Raw genomic sequence first — 17,519 nt, 5'->3', positions numbered from 1 at the left:
TCGAAGTAGAGGACGGAATTGCCCGAAGGGCGAGACACGTCCGCTTTACGCCAATCTCCAGAAATTTTAACACCCGGTCCTCGGCCCGCCGATCGCCCGTTTGCTCGACCCGAGCGTCCTCTGTGGAGATTCAACGCGCCGCGTGCTGGATCAGTCGCTCGCCGTGTGCGCGCACGGCGTCGCGCAACTCCGGCGGACCGACGATCCGGAATGGCCAGCCCAATCCGGCCAGCATTTGCGCCATTCCGGGCAGACTCTGGGCTCTGGCCCGCATCAGCACGCCGTCGGCGGTCTCGGTGATCTCGGCAACACTGGCCGGCACCCGGCGCCGCACCTGCGCCTGATCGGCCTCGAACAGCACCTCGACCTCCCACGTATAGGGGACGCCGGCCAACGAACGGGTGACGTGGCCGACCGGATCGAACCCCTCCGGAACGGTGAATGTCGCCTCTCCCGTGTCGACAGCGGCGATCCGGTCGAGCCGGAACGTGCGGACCTCGCCGCGCCGGTGGTCGAAACCCGTGAGATACCAACGCCCGGCGTGGAAGACCAGGCCGTAGGGGTCGACGTCGCGCAGCGAGACCGCGCCGCGCCAGGACCGGTAGGTGATGCTGACCCGCCGGGTGGCCCGGGCCGCGGCGCCTAGCGCCAGCAGCGTCGTGGTCGCCGGCCGCGCCGCGGTCGCGCTCCGATTCACCGTGAAACCGAGGTTTTCCTGTACGCCCGCGAGGCGCTCGGCCAGGTTCTTCGGCAGCACCCGGCTGATCTTCGCCAGCGCGGGGCCGGTGGCCGGCGCCTCGGTGGTCAGCCCGAGGTGCTCGGCCGCGATCAGCCCCAGCACGACGGCCGCGGCCTCGTCGTCGGTCAGCATCAGCGGCGGCAGCTTGTATCCCGGGCTCAGCCGGTAGCCGCCGTAGCGGCCGCGCGCCGCGGTGACCGGGATGCCCAGGTCAGCGAGCGTGGTGGCGTAGCGGCGGACAGTGCGCTCGTCGACGCCGAGCCGGGCACCGAGGTCGGCGCCGGTCAGGTGGTGGTGGGTCTGGAGCAGTTCCAGCATGCCCAGGACCCGGGAAGCGGGATGTGACACCCGTCACGCTCCTTATCCGGACCGAAAGCGTCCGGATGCAACCTTACGCTCGCCGCATGACAGAGACATTCGTGTTGGTGCCCGGCATGTGGCTCGGCGGTTGGGCGTGGGACGACGTGGCGGCCCACCTGCGGGCCGCTGGCGACGAGGCCATCCCCGTGACGCTGACCGGCGTCGGCGACCGGGTCGGCGAGGACGGCCCCGGCGCCGACCTGGAGCGCCACGTCGCCGACATCATCGACGCCACCCGCGGCCACGACAATATCGTCCTGGTTGGACACAGCTACGGCGGATTGCCGGTCACCGCGGCCGCCGCGCGGATCCCGGTCTCCCGGGTGGTCTATGTGGACAGTGGACCGTTGCCGGACGGCTCCCGGCAGCTCGACATGGGCCCGCCACCGGCGTCGACCGGCCCGGTCCCGCCGCGGTCGTGGGAACCGGACCCGCTCCTCGCGGGTGTGGACGAGGAGATGCTGGCGCTGCTGGCGAAACGGTCGACCACCCACCCCTACGCGTCGGTGGCGCAGCCGCTGCATCGGGGCGGAAGTCTGACCGCACCGACGACCCTGATCGCGTGCACGTTCTCGCCCGAGCAGATCGCCGAGATGCGCACGGCCGGCCATCCGTTCTTCGCCGCGGTGGCTGACGACGTGGTGATCCGCTCGCTGCCGACGGGCCACTGGCCGATGTTCTCGGAGCCCGTTCGCCTGGCCGAGTTGCTCAGGGCTTGAGCAGCGCCACGATCTCGTCGGCGACCTCTTCCGGCGTGCGCCCGTCGGTCTCGACCGTGATCGTCGCGACCGACTCGTAGAGCGGAATCCGCTGGTCGAGCAGGTATTTGAGGGTGGCACGCGGGTTGATCGCGAGCAACGGCCGCCCGGAGCTGAGACCGACCCGCTTGACCGCCTCGCCGAGGCTCACCACCAGGTGCACGACCTGGTGCCCGGCGAGCGCGGTGCGGTTGTCCTCGGCCAGGATCGCTCCGCCGCCGAGGGCGAGCACACCGTCGAAATCGCTGACCGCTGTGGCGACGGCGGCCCTTTCGAGGACCCGGAAGTGCTGCTCGCCCTCGTCGAGGAAGATCTCCGGGATCGGCTTGCCTGCGGTCGCCTCGATGTCGGCGTCGGTGTCGCGGAACGCCACACCCAGCCGGGCGGCCAGCGCCTCACCGGTGCTGGTCTTGCCCGCGCCGGGCGAGCCGACCAGAATCGCCCGCGGGCTCACCGGATCACCAGGTTGTCGAGGTAGCCGGCCAGGTTGCGGCGAATCTCGACGATCGAGTCGCCACCGAACTTCTCGACGGCCGCCTCGGCCAGCACCAGCGCGACCATCGACTCGGCGACGATCGCGGCGGCCGGCACGGCACACACGTCGGAACGCTGGTTGATGGCGGTGGCCGGCCCACCGGTCGCGACGTCCACTGTGGAAAGGGCCCGGTTGAGCGAGGAGATCGGCTTCATCGCGGCGCGTACCCGCAAAGGTTCGCCGGTCGTGATCCCACCCTCGAGCCCGCCGGCCCGGTCGGTGACCCGTTTGACCCCGTTGGCCGTCGGAATGATCTCGTCGTGCGCCTGCGAACCGCGGGACCGCGCCTGCGTCCACGCGTCGCCGACCTCGACGCCTTTGATCGCCTGAATCGACATGAGCGCGGTCGCGAGCCGGGCGTCGAGCTTGCGGTCCCACTGCACGTGGCTGCCCAGCCCCGGCGGAACGCCGTAGGCGAGGACCTCGACCACTCCCCCGAGCGTGTCGGCGTCTTTCTTGGCCGCGTCGACCTCGGCGACCATCCGCGCGCTGGCGTCGGGGTCGAGGCAGCGCAGCGGGTCGGCGTCGATCCGCTCGGCGTCTTCGGGCCGCGGATGCAACCCCGGCTTGGCGGCGACGCTGCCGAGCTCGACAACGTGCGAAACGATCTCGATCCCGAGCCCCTGCCGCACGAGCTCCCGCGCGACGGTGCCGACGGCGACCCGGGCGGCGGTCTCCCGCGCACTGGCCCGCTCGAGAATCGGCCGGGCGTCGGTGTAGCCGTATTTCTGCATGCCGGCCAGATCGGCGTGCCCCGGCCGGGGGCGGGTCAGCGGCGCGTTGCGCGCCTGTGCGGCCAGCAGCTCGGGGTCGACGGGGTCGGCCGCCATGACGGTCTCCCACTTGGGCCACTCGGAGTTGCCCACCCGAACGGCGACCGGACTCCCGAGGGTGAGGCCATGCCGCACCCCACCGAGAATCTCGACGACGTCCTGCTCGAAGGCCATCCGCGCGCCACGCCCATAGCCGAGCCGGCGGCGGGCAAGCTGCCGCCCAATGTCGGCGGTGGTCACCTCGACCCCAGCCGGCACCCCTTCGAGCACAGCGACCAACGCCGGCCCATGCGATTCCCCTGCGGTCAACCAGCGCAACACAGGGGTAAGTCTTCCACGACGTTTAGGGCTGGCCACCATCCGGTCACCCGGTCCCAAAACCCGGACATCCTTCGATCCCCGTCAGGGGGCCATTTGCCCGTCGGTTTACCGCGCTGACGCGTCCGGTGGCGGCCAGCCCACTCACCGCCACCCAACCCGAGGCGGACCGTCTTTTCCTCGACACCCTCCGGGGCCAGACCCGCGACGAGGTCCGCGCGACCCATCGATCCGCCGCGCGTGCCCTTGACCTCCGGCGTGGCGCGGCGGACACGCCGCTCTGGCGGCTCGCGGCCCTAGGTAAATGGTTGCTGCTATAGCAGCAACCATTTACCTAGATCGCTGCGCCTTGCGGCGCGGAGCGCGGAGTAGGGCGAAGAGGCGGCGCCCGGCGCGGGCCGGCGCGCGACGTTGAGGCCGGCGGGCGCGGGCGCTGCCGTGTTGCGAGGGGCGCGGGTCCGGAGCGGCGCGGAGCGAGAGACCCGGAACGGACCCGGGCCGGCGCAGGGCCCGGGGGCCGGCGCGGAGCGAGAGACCCGGAACGGACCCGGGCCGGCGCAGGGCCCCGGGGCCGGCGCGGAGCGAGAGACCCGGAACGGACCCGGGCCGGCGCAGGGCCCCGGGGCCGGCACGGAGCGAGAGACCCGGAACGGACCCGGGCCGGCGCAGGGCCCCGGGGCCGGCGCGGAGCGAGAGACCCGGAACGGACCCGGGCCGGCGCAGGGCCCCGGGGCCGGCACGGAGCGAGAGACCCGGAACGGACCCGGGTCGGCGCAGGGCCCCGGGGCCGGCACGGAGCGAGAGGCCCGGAACGGACCCGGGCCGGCGCAGGGCCCCGGGCCGGCACGGAGCGAGAGGCCCGGAACGGATCCGGGCCGGTGCGAGGCGCCGATACCGACGGTGCGCTTATCCGGGTCGGCTCCGCGATCTTCCAACGGCGCAGATCCGCCAAAGGGCCGTTTCTCACGCGCCGCGACCGAGGTCGCGGCCGATGGCTAGGTCTTGGCGGAAGCGCACAAAACCCTCCGCCGAAAGCGGAGCGGAGCCGTCGCGCGACGACGAAATCAGGAACGCGCTTGGTACAGGGCGTCGCGCATCGCCGCAGTTGGGGGTTCGGCGCCCGTGAAGAGGCGGAACTGGCCTTCGGCCTGGGCCAGCAGCAGGTCGCGGCCCGACAGGATCTGGGTGCCCGAGCGGGCCGCCGATTCGGCCAGCGGCGTCGGCCACGGGTCGTAGAGGGCGTCGAACAGGATCGTCCGAGGCCGCCAGACCGCGTTGATCGCGATCGGATCCGCCACGCCCTTCGGGACGGTGGAGATGACCACGTCGGCGTCCAGGGCCGCCGCCGCGTCCGGCCACAGCGTGGGTGTCAGCGGGAGCCCGAGGTCGGCGGCCACCGCCGAGAGTTCTTCGATCGCCAGTGGGCGGCGGGCTACCACCGTCACCGAGGCGGCCGCCAGCTGGGACGCGGCCGCCACCGCGGCGCGGGCCGTGCCGCCCGCACCGAGCACCGTGAAGCGGGCGCCGGCCGGCACGCCCGCGTCGCGGAGCAGGTTGACCATGCCCTCGACGTCGGTGTTCGTGGCGTGCCAGCCACCAGCGCGGCGGACCAAGGTGTTGGCCGCGCCGACGGTCGCGGCCACCGGGGCGACGGAAGTCGCCACCGACAGGGCCACCTCTTTGAGCGGCATCGTCAGGGACAGGCCCGCCCACTCGGGGCCGAGACCGGCGACGAAGCCGGGCAGGCCGGCCTCGTCGCACTCGATCGCCGTGTAGGACCAGTCGGTCAGGCCCAGCGCCGCGTAGCCGGCGTTGTGGATCACCGGGCTGAGCGAGTGGCCGATGGGCTTGCCCAGGACTGCCGCACGGGTCAATTGATGATCCCGGCCTCGCGCGCCTTCACCTTGTTGGCCTCGTGCTCCTCGTCGGTCACCGCGAAGGCCGAGTGGCCCTGCTTGTCGATCGCCACGAAGAACAGCCACTGGCCGGCCGGCGGGTCCATCGCGCCCTGTAGCGCGTCTTTCCCCGGGCTGTCGATCGGTGTCGGGGTCAGGCCCTTGTAGTAGTGGCTGTTGTATTTGTTGCCCGCGTTGGCATAGTCGGCGGGGGACATGTCCTTGGACGCCTTCGTCGGCTTGCCGGCGGCCTCGAGGCCGTAGTTGAGCGTGACGTCGAACTGGAGCGGCATGTCCTTGAGGTAGACCCGGTTGTAGGCGACCCGGGCGATCTTCCCCAGGTCATCCTTGTTGCCGGCCTCGGCCTGGGCCAGCGACGCGACAATCAACGCTTCGTAGGGTGCGATGCCGCCCCGCTTCGCTTGCACGGTGTCGGCGAACTTCATGTCGCCGGTGACGGTCAGGAACCGGTTGACCATGATGTCGAGGATCTGCTTGGCGGTCGGCTTGGGCGGCATCTCGTAGGTGTCGGGGAACAGGAAGCCCTCGAGCGACTTGGTGACCTTCTTGCCGTCGCGGCGTTCGAACCAGAACGGCGGGATGTCGAACGAGTCGACGTTCTTCGCGGCCGCCTGGAAGTCCTTGACCGGGATCTTGGTCTGGTCGGACAGCTTCTTGAACGTGCTCAGCATGGTGAGGCCCTCTGGCACCGTGACCCCGTTGACGATCTTGTTCTTGGGGTCGACCAGGACCGCGAGGGCGGCCTTCGCGCTCATCTGCTTGCGTAGCCCGTAGACACCGGGCTGGATGTTCTTGCTCTTGCTGTCGGCGTCGGCCGCCTCGATGAACGCCTTCGCGCTCTTCACGACATCGGCCTTGACCATGAGGTTGGCGATGTCGGTCGCGCTGGCGCCCTGCTTGACCTCGATGTTGACCTTTTCGGCCGTGCCCGCGCCGTCGTAGTCGGCGGTGACGAAGTAGGACTGGATCCGGTCGAAGCCATACCAGGCACCGACGCCCAGGGCGCCGAGCAGCACCAGCGCCATCAGGAAAGCGACGGCAGTCTTGCCACCGCCGCCCTTGCGCTTCTTCTTCCCTACGTTCTTCCGATAGCTGCGACGATGCCGGCCCTTGTCGGCGCGTTCATCGAACGCGAGGTCAAGATCGTCGATCACGTTCGCCTCCGCTGCGCGTCCAGCCAGCCCTGCAGGATCTCCACCGCGGCCGCCTGGTCGACCACCGCCCGTTGGCGTCGACCCCGCACGCCACGCTCGGCCAGCCTACGGGTCGCGACAACCGTGGACAGCCGCTCGTCTGCCAGCCGGACGGGCACCGGATCGATGACCGTCGTCAACCGGAGAGCATAAGCCCTGGCCGCGACCGCCGCAGGCCCGTCCTTGCCGGCCAGGTTGACGGGCAAACCGACCACCACTTCGATGATCTCGTGCTCGTCGACAAGTCGGGCAAGTTCGGCGATATCTGCAGGAATAGCGTCTTCTCCGGCATTCAGGTCACGACGCAGTGTCACCAGCGGCGTAGCGAGAATGCCGTCGGGGTCGCACATCGCGACCCCGACACGCACGTTACCCACATCAACACCGAGCCGTACACCCCGGTGAAAAGCGGTCAGACCGTCACGCTCCGTCAATAGCCTTTTCCACAGCAGCCAGGAGGTTGGCAGCCTCGGACGCCGGAACGCCGCCGCCCTGGGCCAGATCGGCGTTTCCGCCGCCGCGCCCGGACAGCGCGCCCTTGACCAGATCGCCGGCCGACAGGCCGCGCGCCTTGGCGGCCGCGTTGGCCGCCACCACGAGCGACGCCTTGCCACCCGACCTGGCCGTCACCGCGACGATCGCGGCCCGCGCCGGGTCGATCTTGCCACGGATCTCTTGCGCGAGGGTACGCACGTCGTTGCCCGCGGCACCCTCGGGCGCCTCGGTGCCGACGAACGCGACCCCGCGGATGTCGACCGCACCGGCCGCCAGGGCCGCCGCACCGCCGAGCACGAGTTGGCCGCGGAGCTTCTCGAGCTCCTTCTCCGCGTCGCGGAGCTGGCTGATCGTCTGCGCAACGCGCTCGGCGACCTGCTCGCCCGGCACCCGGTAGAGCTCGGCCAGCCGGGCCACCAGCAGGTGCTCGCGGGCGAGGTGCTGGAACGCGTCGATGCCGACCAGCGCCTCGACGCGACGTACACCGGAACCGATCGACGCTTCTGAAAGGATCTTGACCAGGCCGAGCTGGCCGGAGCGGGCCACGTGGGTGCCGCCGCACAGCTCGCGGGCGTAGTCGCCGACCTCGACGACCCGCACCTCGTCGCCGTATTTCTCGCCGAACAGCGCCATCGCGCCGAGCCGCCGCGCCTCGTCCTGCGAGGTGATGAACGCGTGCACCTCGAGGTCGCCCAGCAACACCTCGTTGATCTGCTGCTCGACGTCGGTCAGCACGCTCGGCGGCACCGCGGCCGGGGTGTTGAAGTCGAACCGCAGCCGGCCGGGCGCGTTGAGCGAACCCGCCTGGGTCGCCGACTCGCCCAGGAAGTTGCGCATCGTCTGGTGCACCAGGTGGGTCGCCGTGTGCGAGCGGGAGATCGCCTTGCGCCGGGTGATGTCGATCTCGGCGAAGCCGGCCTCGCCGACCCGCACCTCACCGCGGACCACCCTGGCGCGGTGGATGACCAGGCCGGGCACTGGCGACTGCACGTCGAACACCTCGACCTGCCCGCCGCCGACCGTGACCAGGCCCATGTCGGGCTGCTGGCCGCCGCCCTCGGCGTAGAACGGGGTCGCGTCGAGGACGAGTTCGATGGTGTCGCCCTCGCCGGCCGCCTCCAGCGCGGCACCACCGGTGTCGAGCACCGCGCGGACCCGCGACTCGCGGCTGACCTCGGCATACCCGGTGAACTCGACCGGGCCGCCGGCGTCGAGCACCGCACGGTAGGCGGACAGGTCGACGTGGCCGGTCTTGCGCGCCTGCGCGTCGGCCTTGGCCCGGGTGCGCTGCTCGGTCATCAGCCGGCGGAAGCCGTCGGCGTCGACCGACAGGCCCTGCTCGGCCGCGATCTCCAGGGTCAGGTCGATCGGGAAGCCGTAGGTGTCGTGCAACTGGAACGCCTGGTCGCCGGAGAGCGTCGTGCCACCGGCCTGCTTGGTCTCGGCCACCGCGGTGTCCAGGATCGTCGTGCCGGCGCGCAGGGTCGAGAGGAAGGCCTCTTCTTCCGCGTACGCGTAGTCGGCGATCCGGCCGAAGTCGCTGGCCAGCTCCGGGTAGGACGGCGCCATGCAGTCGCGCGCGACCGGCAGCAACTCGGGCAGCGAGCGCTCCTGCCAGCCCAGCAGCCGCATTGACCGGATGGCGCGGCGCATGATCCGGCGGAGCACGTACCCCCGGCCCTCGTTGGAAGGGGTGACCCCGTCGCCGATCAGCATCAGCGCGGTGCGCACGTGGTCGGCGATCACCCGCAGCCGCACGTCGTCGGGGTGCGACTCGGCGGCGACGTGGCTGCTGGTGCCGGCGCCGTAGCGCTTGCCGGTCAGCTCGGCCGCCCGGTCGAGGATCGGCTTGACCTCGTCGATCTCGTAGAGGTTGTCGACGCCCTGGAGCAGCGAGGCCATCCGCTCGAGGCCCATGCCGGTGTCGATGTTCTTCGCCGGAAGTTCACCGACGACGTCGAAGGTTTCCTTGTTCTTCACGTTGGTGATCTCGTATTGCATGAAGACGAGATTCCAGAACTCGAGGAAACGGTCCTCGTCGACCTCGGGGCCGCCCTCGGGGCCGTAGGCGGGGCCACGGTCGTAGTAAAGCTCCGAGCACGGACCGGCCGGCCCGGGGATGCCCATCGACCAGTAGTTGTCCTTCTTGCCCCGGCGGACCAGCCGCTCCGAGGGGATGCCGGTCTGCTTCCAGATCTCGATCGCCTCGTCGTCGTCGAGGTAGACCGTGGCCCAGATGCGCTCCGGGTCGAGCCCGAACCCGCCCTCGCTGACCGGCTTGGTGACCAGCTCGAAGGCCAGCGGGATGGCGCCGGCCTTGAAGTAGTCGCCGAACGAGAAGTTGCCGTTCATCTGGAAGAACGTGCCGTGCCGGCTGGTCTTGCCGACCTCTTCGATGTCGGGCGTGCGGATGCACTTCTGCACGCTCGTCGCCCGCTGCCACGGCGGGGTGCGCTGGCCCAGGAAGTAGGGCACGAACTGCACCATGCCGGCGTTGATGAACAGCAGGTTGGGGTCGTCGATGGCGGGCAGCGGTGCGCTCGGGACCACGGCATGGCCGTTGGCCTCGAAGTGCGCGAGAAACCGCCGCTTGATCTCCGCCGTCTTCATCGGGTGCCTTCCTAAGTGATGTTTCGTTGCCTGGGATGCGTTCCGTTGATCGGCTCGTCGAGGTCGACCTCGATGTCGTCGCCGCGGAGGTCTTCGAACTGGTCCTCGAACGTCACGCCGTTGGCGAACGCCTCGTGGATCTGCTGCTCGCGCTCGGCCATGTTGAACCGCACGTCGTCGACGAACGCCCGGACCGACTCGACCAGCCCGCCCGCCGACTCGGAGACCGACGAGGCGATGCCCGACGGGGTGTATTCGTTGGCCTTCTGGGTCAGCTTGCGCACGACCAGGGCGCCCACCGCGAGGCCGACGCCCAGCCAGAGCAACCGCTTCATGGTTCCATCCTTCCTCGCGGGGCCTCGATCAGCGGGTGGCGGCCTTCTTGGCGGCGCGGCGCTGCTGCTTGAGGGTGGTGCGCACCTCACGCTCGTCTTCCGCGTGGCGGCGGGCGGCGGCGGCCCGGCGCACGCCGTAGCCGAAGGCGGCGACCTTGACCAACGGGTTGGCCGCGGCTGCCGAGACCACCGTGGCCAGGTTGGCGACGTTGGCGGTCACGTTCTGCGCGTGCCCGGTCATCGTGTCGATCTTGGCAAGCTGGATGTTGACGCCATCGAGCGAGGTGTGCACCTGGCTCAGCGCCACATTCACCCCTTCGATCGTCGTGTTGGCATTGGCCAGGATCGGAGCGGTGCGGTCGTTGAGATCGTTGATCGCGTTCGTCGCGGCGTCGATCGTCTTACGCAGGCGCAGGATGGGCACCGCGAGCACCAGCACCAGCATCAGGAACGCGCCGGCCACGACCAGCCATGCGACTTCTCCACCGTCCACCCGAACCTCCTCCACGACGTGCCCCGTGCGCCAACGTGCAGACCCTACCGTCCGTAACGCCGCACGGCCTCACGACGGTGCGGCCGCCGGGGCGAGCCCGAACGGCGTCTCGCCGACCTGACCCGGGTTGACGTCGGGCAGCGGCCCGGTGCGCTCGTCGGCGATCGCGTTGCGGACCTTGATGGACACGTCGGAACCCTTGCAGTCCTCGGGGTTGAGCGCGATCTGCGGCCCGGTGCTGGCACCGTCCTGCGGCTGCGGCGCGATGGGCACATTGCCGCAGGCGGGCGCGCGTACCCACAGATCCATGGTCAGCTCGTCGCGGGTCCAACACGTGTAGCTGCCGTCAACCTTGGTCTCCGGGCACTTCGCGACCTTCCAGGTTGTCCATCCGGCCTGCTGGAGAGCCTCGTGGTAGGCCTTGGTGGTCGCCTCGGGCGACTCCGTCGAGTGCGTCGTGCGCTCGCGGAACCGGCACTCGGTCAGGCACCAGCGGTTGCCGTCGATCCGGTCCACGGGTTTGGTGTTGGCCCAGCCCGGCACGCTCATGCTGTCGAGCGCGGTGAACACCGGGTCGCGCGACTCGGCCTTCGACCACGAATAGAGCGGAAGAGCGACCAGGACCATCAGGATTCCGAGTACGAGGATGCCTAGCCGGACGTTCCGCGGCTCCCTGATCTGCTCGCGGAACTGTATGGCCCGTGCCGCGGCCAGCGCCTTCTTCCGCTGCGGTGCCGTCTCGGGCTCCGCGCCGGGCACGGTGGCCCGGGCCGCGATCGGCTGGCTCGCTTCCGGGCCGACCGGGACCGACGCCGAGCGGCGGATGCCGTCGGGTGGGGCCTGGTCAGGGGCCGCGCCGGGTGGGCGGGCCGTGCCGGCTGCGGCTGGTGGGCGGGTGGCCGGTGGGGCCATCGGGGTGGCGGCGGCGCGGACTGGCGGGACCGCGCCGTCCGGGGCGGCGCCGGGGCGGCCGCGGGTTCCGGGTGCGGTCGGGCCGGCGGGCATGCCCGGGCCTGGGGCGCCCGGTCCGGCTGGGGCGTTCAATCCGTTCGGCCCGGCGGGTATGCCGGGGCCGTTCGGGGGTCCGGCCATGCCTGGCCCGGCTCCGCCGCCTGGTGCGGCTGGCCTGGCGGGCATGCCGGGTCCGTTTGGTCCGGCGGGCATGCCGGGGCCGGCTCCGCCGCCTGGTGCGGCTGGCCTGGCGGGCATGCCGGGGCCGTTTGGTCCGGCGGGCATGCCGGGCCCGTTTGGGCCTCCGGCGATGCCTGGCCCGGCTGCCCCGCCTGGTCCGGCTGCCCCGCCTGGTCCGGCTGCCCCGCCTGGTCCGACTGCCCCGCCTGGTCCGACTGCCCCGCCTGGTCCGGCTGCCCCGCCTGGTCCGACTGGCCTGCCGGGGCCGTTTGGTCCGGCGGGCATGCCCGGTGCCGCTGGGCCGGGTGTTCCCGGACCGGATGTTCCTGGACCGCCTTGGTCGTGGCCGATCGGCGGCCGGACGGTGCCGGTCGCATCCGGGGCGCCCATGGGGCGGTTGCCTGGGCGGCCGCCTCGGGCGCCTGGGCTGCCGGGTGGCATGCCGGGTTGCGCCGTGCCGACCGGTGGGCGGGCTACGCCTGCCGCGTCCGGGCGGCCGCCACGGTTGGCCGGACCGCCGGGGGCGGCCTGGTCCGGGCCGAACGGCGGCCGGATCGCACCGGTGCCCTCGGGACCGGGTCCGCTGCGGGTCGGACGAGCTCCGTCCGGCCCGCCCGGCCGCCCGCGAACGGGTCGGCCCGGTCCGTCGCCGGCGCCAGCAGGTGGACCGCCGGGAGCGGCACGGTCACCGTCGTTGAACCGTCCACGCGCGCCACCGATCGAGCCGGTGTCCGTGTCGCCGGCCCGGCGGCGCCGTCCGCCCGCCGCCCCAACCTCGCCGGTGGTGTTGGCGACGTCGTCCGCGGCAACCCCGTGCCGGCTCGCCCGCACATCGGATCCGGGCACGCCACCGGACGGCGTCCCGGTCAGCTCGTCGGTGCCGCCGTGCCGGCCGCGCGGACCTCCATCGGGCGTGCCCCGCCGCCCGGACGGGACAGCCACCCCGCCGGTCGTATCGCCACCGAACCGGCTCCGTGCGCCGCCCTGCCGGCCGGTGCCACCGTCAGCTACGTCGCCAGGGCCCGCCGGTGCGGCCGGGCGTCCCGGACCGCCGAACGTTTCCGCGCGCCCGGGCCCGCTCGCTGCGTCCGGACCCGCCGGCCCACCGGGTGCGCTAGGGGCACCTGGCCGCCCACGGCCGCCGAACGCCTCCGTGCGCCCGGGAACGACAACGCCGCCGCCGGGGGGCAGATCGCCACCGCTACGACCCGCCGATCGCCCACGACCGCCGAACGGCTCGCCGCCAGGGCCACCATCACCAGGCGGCAGGTCGGGACCCGCGGCACCGCCCGGCCGCCCACGGACACCGTCACCGGCTGCGATGCCAGGACCCGCGACCCCGCCACGACCCGGCGCATCCGGGTCGGCGACACCACCGCGACCTGCCGGCCGTCCGCGACCGTCACCAGGTGCGACCTCGGTACCCGGGAGCCCGCCACGGCCGGCCCGCCCACGACCGCCGAACGGCTCGGCCCGACCGGAACCCGCCGCGGCCTCGCCAGGTGTGAGGTCGGGCGCTCCGCCGCGCTGGCCGGCTCGCCCACGGCCACCAAACGTCTCCGCACGCCCGGCGTCGCCCGCGCCAGCACCCGGCGGCACGTCCGGGCCGGCGACACCGCCGGGCCGACCCCGACCGCCGAACGTCTCCGCGCGACCGGCCACACCGTCATCGGCCGGGCCCGCGACACCGCCGCGCGGTGGGCGGCCACGGCCACCGAACGTCTCCGCTCCGTCCGCCGGGGGCTCCGGCGCGGCGCGGCGACCCTGCCGGGTCGGTCCGGACTCACGCCCCGGCACCACCGGCGGTGTGATCACCGGCGACATACCGCCGGTCGCGGTCGGACCCGCCGGCGGCCCGCTCCAACCAGGCGCGCGGTCGGCCGGAGGCGGTGTTGCCGCCCCTCCGGCGAACCGGCTCCGGGCCGGGTCCCCGCCAGACGTCGGCGCACCCGGCACCGGCGGCCGACCGGCCTGGTCGCGCCGTGCCCAGTCGGACGTCTGCCCGGCGGGAGCCTCACTGTCATCCGGCGCGCGACGCCGGCCACCGCCGGCCGCGCGCACCGCTCCGGTGCCCGGCTCAGAATCCGCCGCGGCCCGCCGACCGGTCGACTCGGCGGCCGGCGAGCCCGTGGCTCCCCGCCACCCGGGCCCCTGCTCACCGGCAGCCGCCGGAGGCACGGCCGGCGCGTTGCCGGAGAGCGGAACGCCACCCGTCTGGTCCGGCGGCGCCGAGAACCGGCTACGCGCCGCACCGCCGCGCCCCCGCGGACCGGAAACGGGAGCGGCGGGCAACCCACCGGTCGCATCCGCACGCGGATCGCGCTGCGCACCCCACTGCCCGGTGTCCTGACCCGCCGGCGCGCCAGCCCGCCCGGCCGCGCCGAACTGTCCACCGTCCTGCCCCGGCGGCGTCCCACGACGCCCGGCCGGACCCACCGCGCCAGTGTCCTGACCCGGCGGCATGCCGCGACGCCCAGCCGGACCCACCGCGCCAGTGTCCTGACCCGGCGGCATCTCACGACGCCCAGCCGGACCAACCGCCCCGGTCTCCTGACCGGCCGGCACCCCACGACGCCCAGCCGGACCAACCGGCCCCGTGTCCTGACCAGCCGGCACCCCACGACGCCCAGCCGGACCAACCGCCCCGGTCTCCTGACCAGCCGGCACCCCACGACGCCCAGCCGGACCAACCGCCCCGGTCTCCTGACCGGCCGGCATCCCACGACGCCCAGCCGGAGCAACCGGCCGCGTGTCCTGACCGGCGGGCACGCCGCGCCGGCCAGCGGGACCCACCGCGCCAGTGTCCTGACCCGGCCCAGCCCCGGGCCGCCCGCTCGCGCCGAACTGGCCACCGTCCTGACCCGGCACCACACCGGGACGCCCAGGCGCACCAAACTGCCCACTGTCCTGACCAGCCGACGCCCCGCGCCGCCCAGCCGGACCAACCGCGCCAGTGTCCTGACCCGGCACCACGCCCGGACGCCCGGGCGCACCAAACTGCCCACCGTCCTGACCAGCCGACGCTCCGCGCCGCCCAGCCGGACCGATCGGGCCGCTGTCCTGACCCGGCACCACGCCGGCACGCCCAGGGGCACCAAACTGCGCGCTGTCCTGACCAGCCGGCACGCCGCGACGGCCGGCGGGACTTATCGGGCCGCTGTCCTGACCCGGCACCACGCCCGGACGCCCAGGGGGACCGAACTGGCCACTGTCCTGACCAGCCGATGCCCCACGACGCCCGGCGGGACCGATCGGGCCGCTCTCCTGGCCCTGCGGCACGCCGGAGTGCCCGCCCGGACCGAACTGGCCGCCCTCCGGAGCCGGTGGCACGCCGGGACGACCGGCGGCACCGAACTGCCCAGTGGCTTCCTCGGGCCGGCCAGGAGCTCCGCCGCCGTGCCGCCCGCCGGCCTCGCCACCGCGCGGTGGGCGGCCCGGTGCACCGCCCCGCGGCGCGCCACCAGCCGGTGGCACCGGCGCGCCGCGCGCCGGGTCAACCGGGATCGCGCCGGTGCCGGGCGGCACTGCCGCGCCCGCACCGCGCGGCCCAGCCGGGGGCACGGCGCCGGGTGTGACCGGCGGGCCACCGGCGAAGCCCGCACGTGCGTTGTCGGCTCCGGGCCGTCCACGACCGGCCCGCCCGGGCGGCGCGGCCTCGGCCGCGCGCCCAGCGGGCGCATCCGGCGCGAACCGTCCCGGCGGGGCGTCCGCGGGTCGCGCGGCCGGGTCGGCCGGCCGCCCAGCGGGCTCGCCGCGACCAGGACCGTCCGGGAAACCAGGACCGTCGGGAAAACCGGCATCGTCGGGGAAGCCCGCACCGCGTCTTGGCGGACCTGCCGGCGCCCCCGGACGTCCGCCGCCCGCCGGACCCGCGTCCGCGCCGCCGGGGCCGATGTCGGCGCGTTCTTCCTTGGCCGTGCGGAGGTCAGCGAGCCAGCCGAGGTCTTCGCCCCGGGTCGCGTCGACCTCTTCGTCGTCGTCGCGACCCCGGCCCCATCGCCGGCCCTTGGCCGGCGGATCGCGCCGATCGTCGCTCACGCGTTCACCTCATTGCTCGTCGTGCCAGGGGATGGCACGATTCGTCGCCACATACCTCGCCAATGGGACATCGGTGAGGTGGGGAGATCGAGATCGCGACCTAATCCGCAATCCCGGTTCACCCAACCTCGCCTTCGTCGTTGCGATCCTGCCGCCGGGCCTCGGGCCCCGCGGGAACAGCCTCACCCACCGGCGGCTCCGCCGCGACCCCGGTCCCACCGGAACGCGCCTTCGGGCCACCGACCGATTCAGCGCCATCCGCACCACCGCCGGCAGTTGGAGGCGTCTCGCCGCCGGCCCGGGGCGGACCTGCCTCGGCCCGGGCGGCACCCTCGCCGTCGGCCGGCCGGGAAGAGCTTGGGCCATCGGTGCGGGCTCGCGGCGTACCCCCGGAATCGGCTCCATTGGGGTTTGCCCCTCGGCGGCCGCGCTCGCCGCGCAGGATCCGCCGGATCGTCGGCAGCCGCATGGCGACGGCGCGCTCGTCGCCATGGTCGCCCGGCTCGTAGTAGTCGACGCCGACCAACCCGTCCGGCGGGTATTGCTGGGTCAGCACCCCGCGCGGGTCGTCGTGCGGATATTGGTAGCCCCGCCCGTGCCCGAGCCCCCGCGCGCCCTGGTAGTGCGCGTCGCGCAAGGCCCGCGGCACGCTGCCGCCCTTGCCGGCGCGCACGTCGGCCAGCGCCGCGCCGATCGCCTTCGTGGCGCTGTTGGACTTGGGCGCGGTGGCCATGTGGATCACTGCCTGCGCCAGGTTGAGCTGCACCTCGGGCAGCCCGACGTATTCCACGGCGTGTGCCGCCGCGGTCGCCACCGTCAGCGCCGACGGGTCGGCCATGCCGACGTCTTCGCTGGCGAAGATGACGATCCGGCGCGCGATGAAACGGGCGTCTTCGCCGGCCACCAGCATCCGCGCCAGATAGTGCAGTGAGGCGTCCACATCGGAGCCTCGCATGCTCTTGATGAACGCGCTGATCACGTCGTAGTGCTCGTCGCCGTCGCGGTCGTAACGCACCGCCGCCACGTCGACGGCCTGCTCGGCGGTCTCCAGGTCGATCTCGGTGGCGCCGCGGGCCAGCGCCGAGCCGGCGGCCGCCTCCAGCGCGGTCAGGGCCTTGCGGACGTCGCCTGACGCGAGGCGTACCAGATGATCTTCTGCTTCGATCGTGAGAGTGACCTCGCCGCGGAGCCCGCGCTCGTCGGTGAGCGCCCGGCGCACCAGCCCGCGAACCGCCGTCTCGTCGAGCGGCTGCAAGGTCAACAGCACACACCGGGACAGAAGCGGTGAAATCACCGAGAAGTACGGATTCTCCGTCGTCGCCGCCAGCAGCGTGACTGTCCGGTCCTCGACCGCCGACAGCAGCGAGTCCTGCTGCGTCTTGGAGAACCGGTGCACTTCGTCGATGAACAGCACCGTCGGCGGCCCACCGGCCCGGCGCTCGCGACGCGCGGTCTCGATCACGGCCCGGACGTCTTTGACGCCCGCGTTGAGCGCCGACATCGCCACGAACCGACGGTCACTCGCCTGGGCGACCAGGTGCGCGATCGTGGTCTTGCCACTGCCCGGCGGACCCCACAGGATCACCGAGAGCGGTGTCGCGCCGCTGACCAGTTGCCGCAACGGCGCACCCGGCGCGAGCAGGTGATTCTGGCCGACCAACTCGTCGACCGTGCGCGGGCGCATCCGCACCGGCAGGGGCGCGTCGGCGCCCGGATCCGCGAAGCCGCTAGCGCCGACCGCGTGCTGGGGTGCGGTGCGCACCCCGCCACTGTCGGCGACCGAGAAAAGGGCGTCGGGCTCCATCAGGAGAACAGTACCGGCCGG

13 protein-coding genes are annotated in these 17,519 nt (G+C 73.0%); 1 reads left to right on the top strand and 12 read right to left on the bottom strand.

Features of this window, described 5'->3' with window-relative positions:
* Positions 1-130: 130 nt before the first annotated feature.
* Positions 131-1,087 (bottom strand): helix-turn-helix transcriptional regulator, encoded by a 957-nt coding sequence (locus DFJ67_RS23540; RefSeq protein WP_116069986.1) that lies wholly within the window; start codon positions 1,085-1,087, stop codon positions 131-133.
* Positions 1,088-1,143: 56 nt separating this feature from the next.
* Here DFJ67_RS23540 and DFJ67_RS23535 point away from each other — a divergent pair, with 56 nt between their 5' ends.
* Positions 1,144-1,818: an alpha/beta fold hydrolase gene (locus tag DFJ67_RS23535; RefSeq protein ID WP_116069985.1), complete on the top strand. Its 675-nt coding sequence runs from the start codon at positions 1,144-1,146 to the stop codon at positions 1,816-1,818.
* On the opposite strand, the gene DFJ67_RS23530 is transcribed toward DFJ67_RS23535, so the two are convergent.
* The 11 genes from DFJ67_RS23530 to DFJ67_RS23470 all read right to left on the bottom strand — a co-directional run bounded on the left by DFJ67_RS23530 (position 1,808) and on the right by DFJ67_RS23470 (position 17,498).
* Positions 1,808-2,311 (bottom strand): shikimate kinase, encoded by a 504-nt coding sequence (locus tag DFJ67_RS23530; RefSeq protein WP_116069984.1) that lies wholly within the window; start codon positions 2,309-2,311, stop codon positions 1,808-1,810. The genes DFJ67_RS23535 and DFJ67_RS23530 overlap by 11 nt on opposite strands.
* Positions 2,308-3,486: a chorismate synthase gene (gene aroC, locus DFJ67_RS23525; protein ID WP_116069983.1), complete on the bottom strand. Its 1,179-nt coding sequence runs from the start codon at positions 3,484-3,486 to the stop codon at positions 2,308-2,310. Before aroC ends, DFJ67_RS23530 begins: the two co-directional genes overlap by 4 nt.
* Before the next feature lie 1,061 nt (positions 3,487-4,547).
* Positions 4,548-5,357: a shikimate dehydrogenase gene (locus DFJ67_RS23515; protein ID WP_116069981.1), complete on the bottom strand. Its 810-nt coding sequence runs from the start codon at positions 5,355-5,357 to the stop codon at positions 4,548-4,550.
* Positions 5,354-6,553 carry an endolytic transglycosylase MltG gene (gene mltG, locus DFJ67_RS23510; RefSeq protein WP_116069980.1) on the bottom strand — a complete coding sequence of 400 codons (1,200 nt, stop codon included), beginning with the start codon at positions 6,551-6,553 and terminating at the stop codon, positions 5,354-5,356. The genes DFJ67_RS23515 and mltG overlap by 4 nt, the downstream gene beginning before the upstream one ends.
* The gene (gene ruvX, locus DFJ67_RS23505) at positions 6,550-7,008 is read right to left on the bottom strand and encodes a Holliday junction resolvase RuvX (protein ID WP_116076586.1); all 459 of its coding nucleotides are present in this window, start codon (positions 7,006-7,008) and stop codon (positions 6,550-6,552) included. Before ruvX ends, mltG begins: the two co-directional genes overlap by 4 nt.
* A gap of 4 nt (positions 7,009-7,012) precedes the next feature.
* Positions 7,013-9,697 carry an alanine--tRNA ligase gene (gene alaS, locus DFJ67_RS23500; protein ID WP_116069979.1) on the bottom strand — a complete coding sequence of 895 codons (2,685 nt, stop codon included), beginning with the start codon at positions 9,695-9,697 and terminating at the stop codon, positions 7,013-7,015.
* An 11-nt stretch (positions 9,698-9,708) separates the two neighbouring features.
* Complete coding sequence (locus DFJ67_RS23495) at positions 9,709-10,032, bottom strand: hypothetical protein (RefSeq protein WP_239097662.1); 324 nt, start codon at positions 10,030-10,032, stop codon at positions 9,709-9,711.
* A 28-nt stretch (positions 10,033-10,060) separates the two neighbouring features.
* A complete protein-coding gene (locus DFJ67_RS23490; RefSeq protein ID WP_116069978.1) occupies positions 10,061-10,525 on the bottom strand; it encodes a DUF948 domain-containing protein in 465 nt (154 codons plus the stop codon).
* A gap of 69 nt (positions 10,526-10,594) precedes the next feature.
* On the bottom strand, positions 10,595-11,530 hold the full coding sequence (locus DFJ67_RS23485; RefSeq protein ID WP_116069977.1) for a hypothetical protein: 936 nt from the start codon (positions 11,528-11,530) through the stop codon (positions 10,595-10,597).
* A 1,133-nt stretch (positions 11,531-12,663) separates the two neighbouring features.
* Entirely contained in the window at positions 12,664-13,062 is a 399-nt protein-coding gene (locus DFJ67_RS42345; RefSeq protein WP_147315576.1) for a hypothetical protein, read from the bottom strand.
* Positions 13,063-15,812: 2,750 nt separating this feature from the next.
* A complete protein-coding gene (locus DFJ67_RS23470; protein WP_239097621.1) occupies positions 15,813-17,498 on the bottom strand; it encodes a replication-associated recombination protein A in 1,686 nt (561 codons plus the stop codon).
* Between the last annotated feature and the right edge of the window lie 21 nt (positions 17,499-17,519).

Source organism: Asanoa ferruginea (genome assembly GCF_003387075.1).
GTDB classification, from domain to species: Bacteria; Actinomycetota; Actinomycetes; order Mycobacteriales; family Micromonosporaceae; genus Asanoa; species Asanoa ferruginea.
Note: the sequence above shows the minus strand (reverse complement) of the source record. Positions and strands in the feature narration are given on the sequence as shown.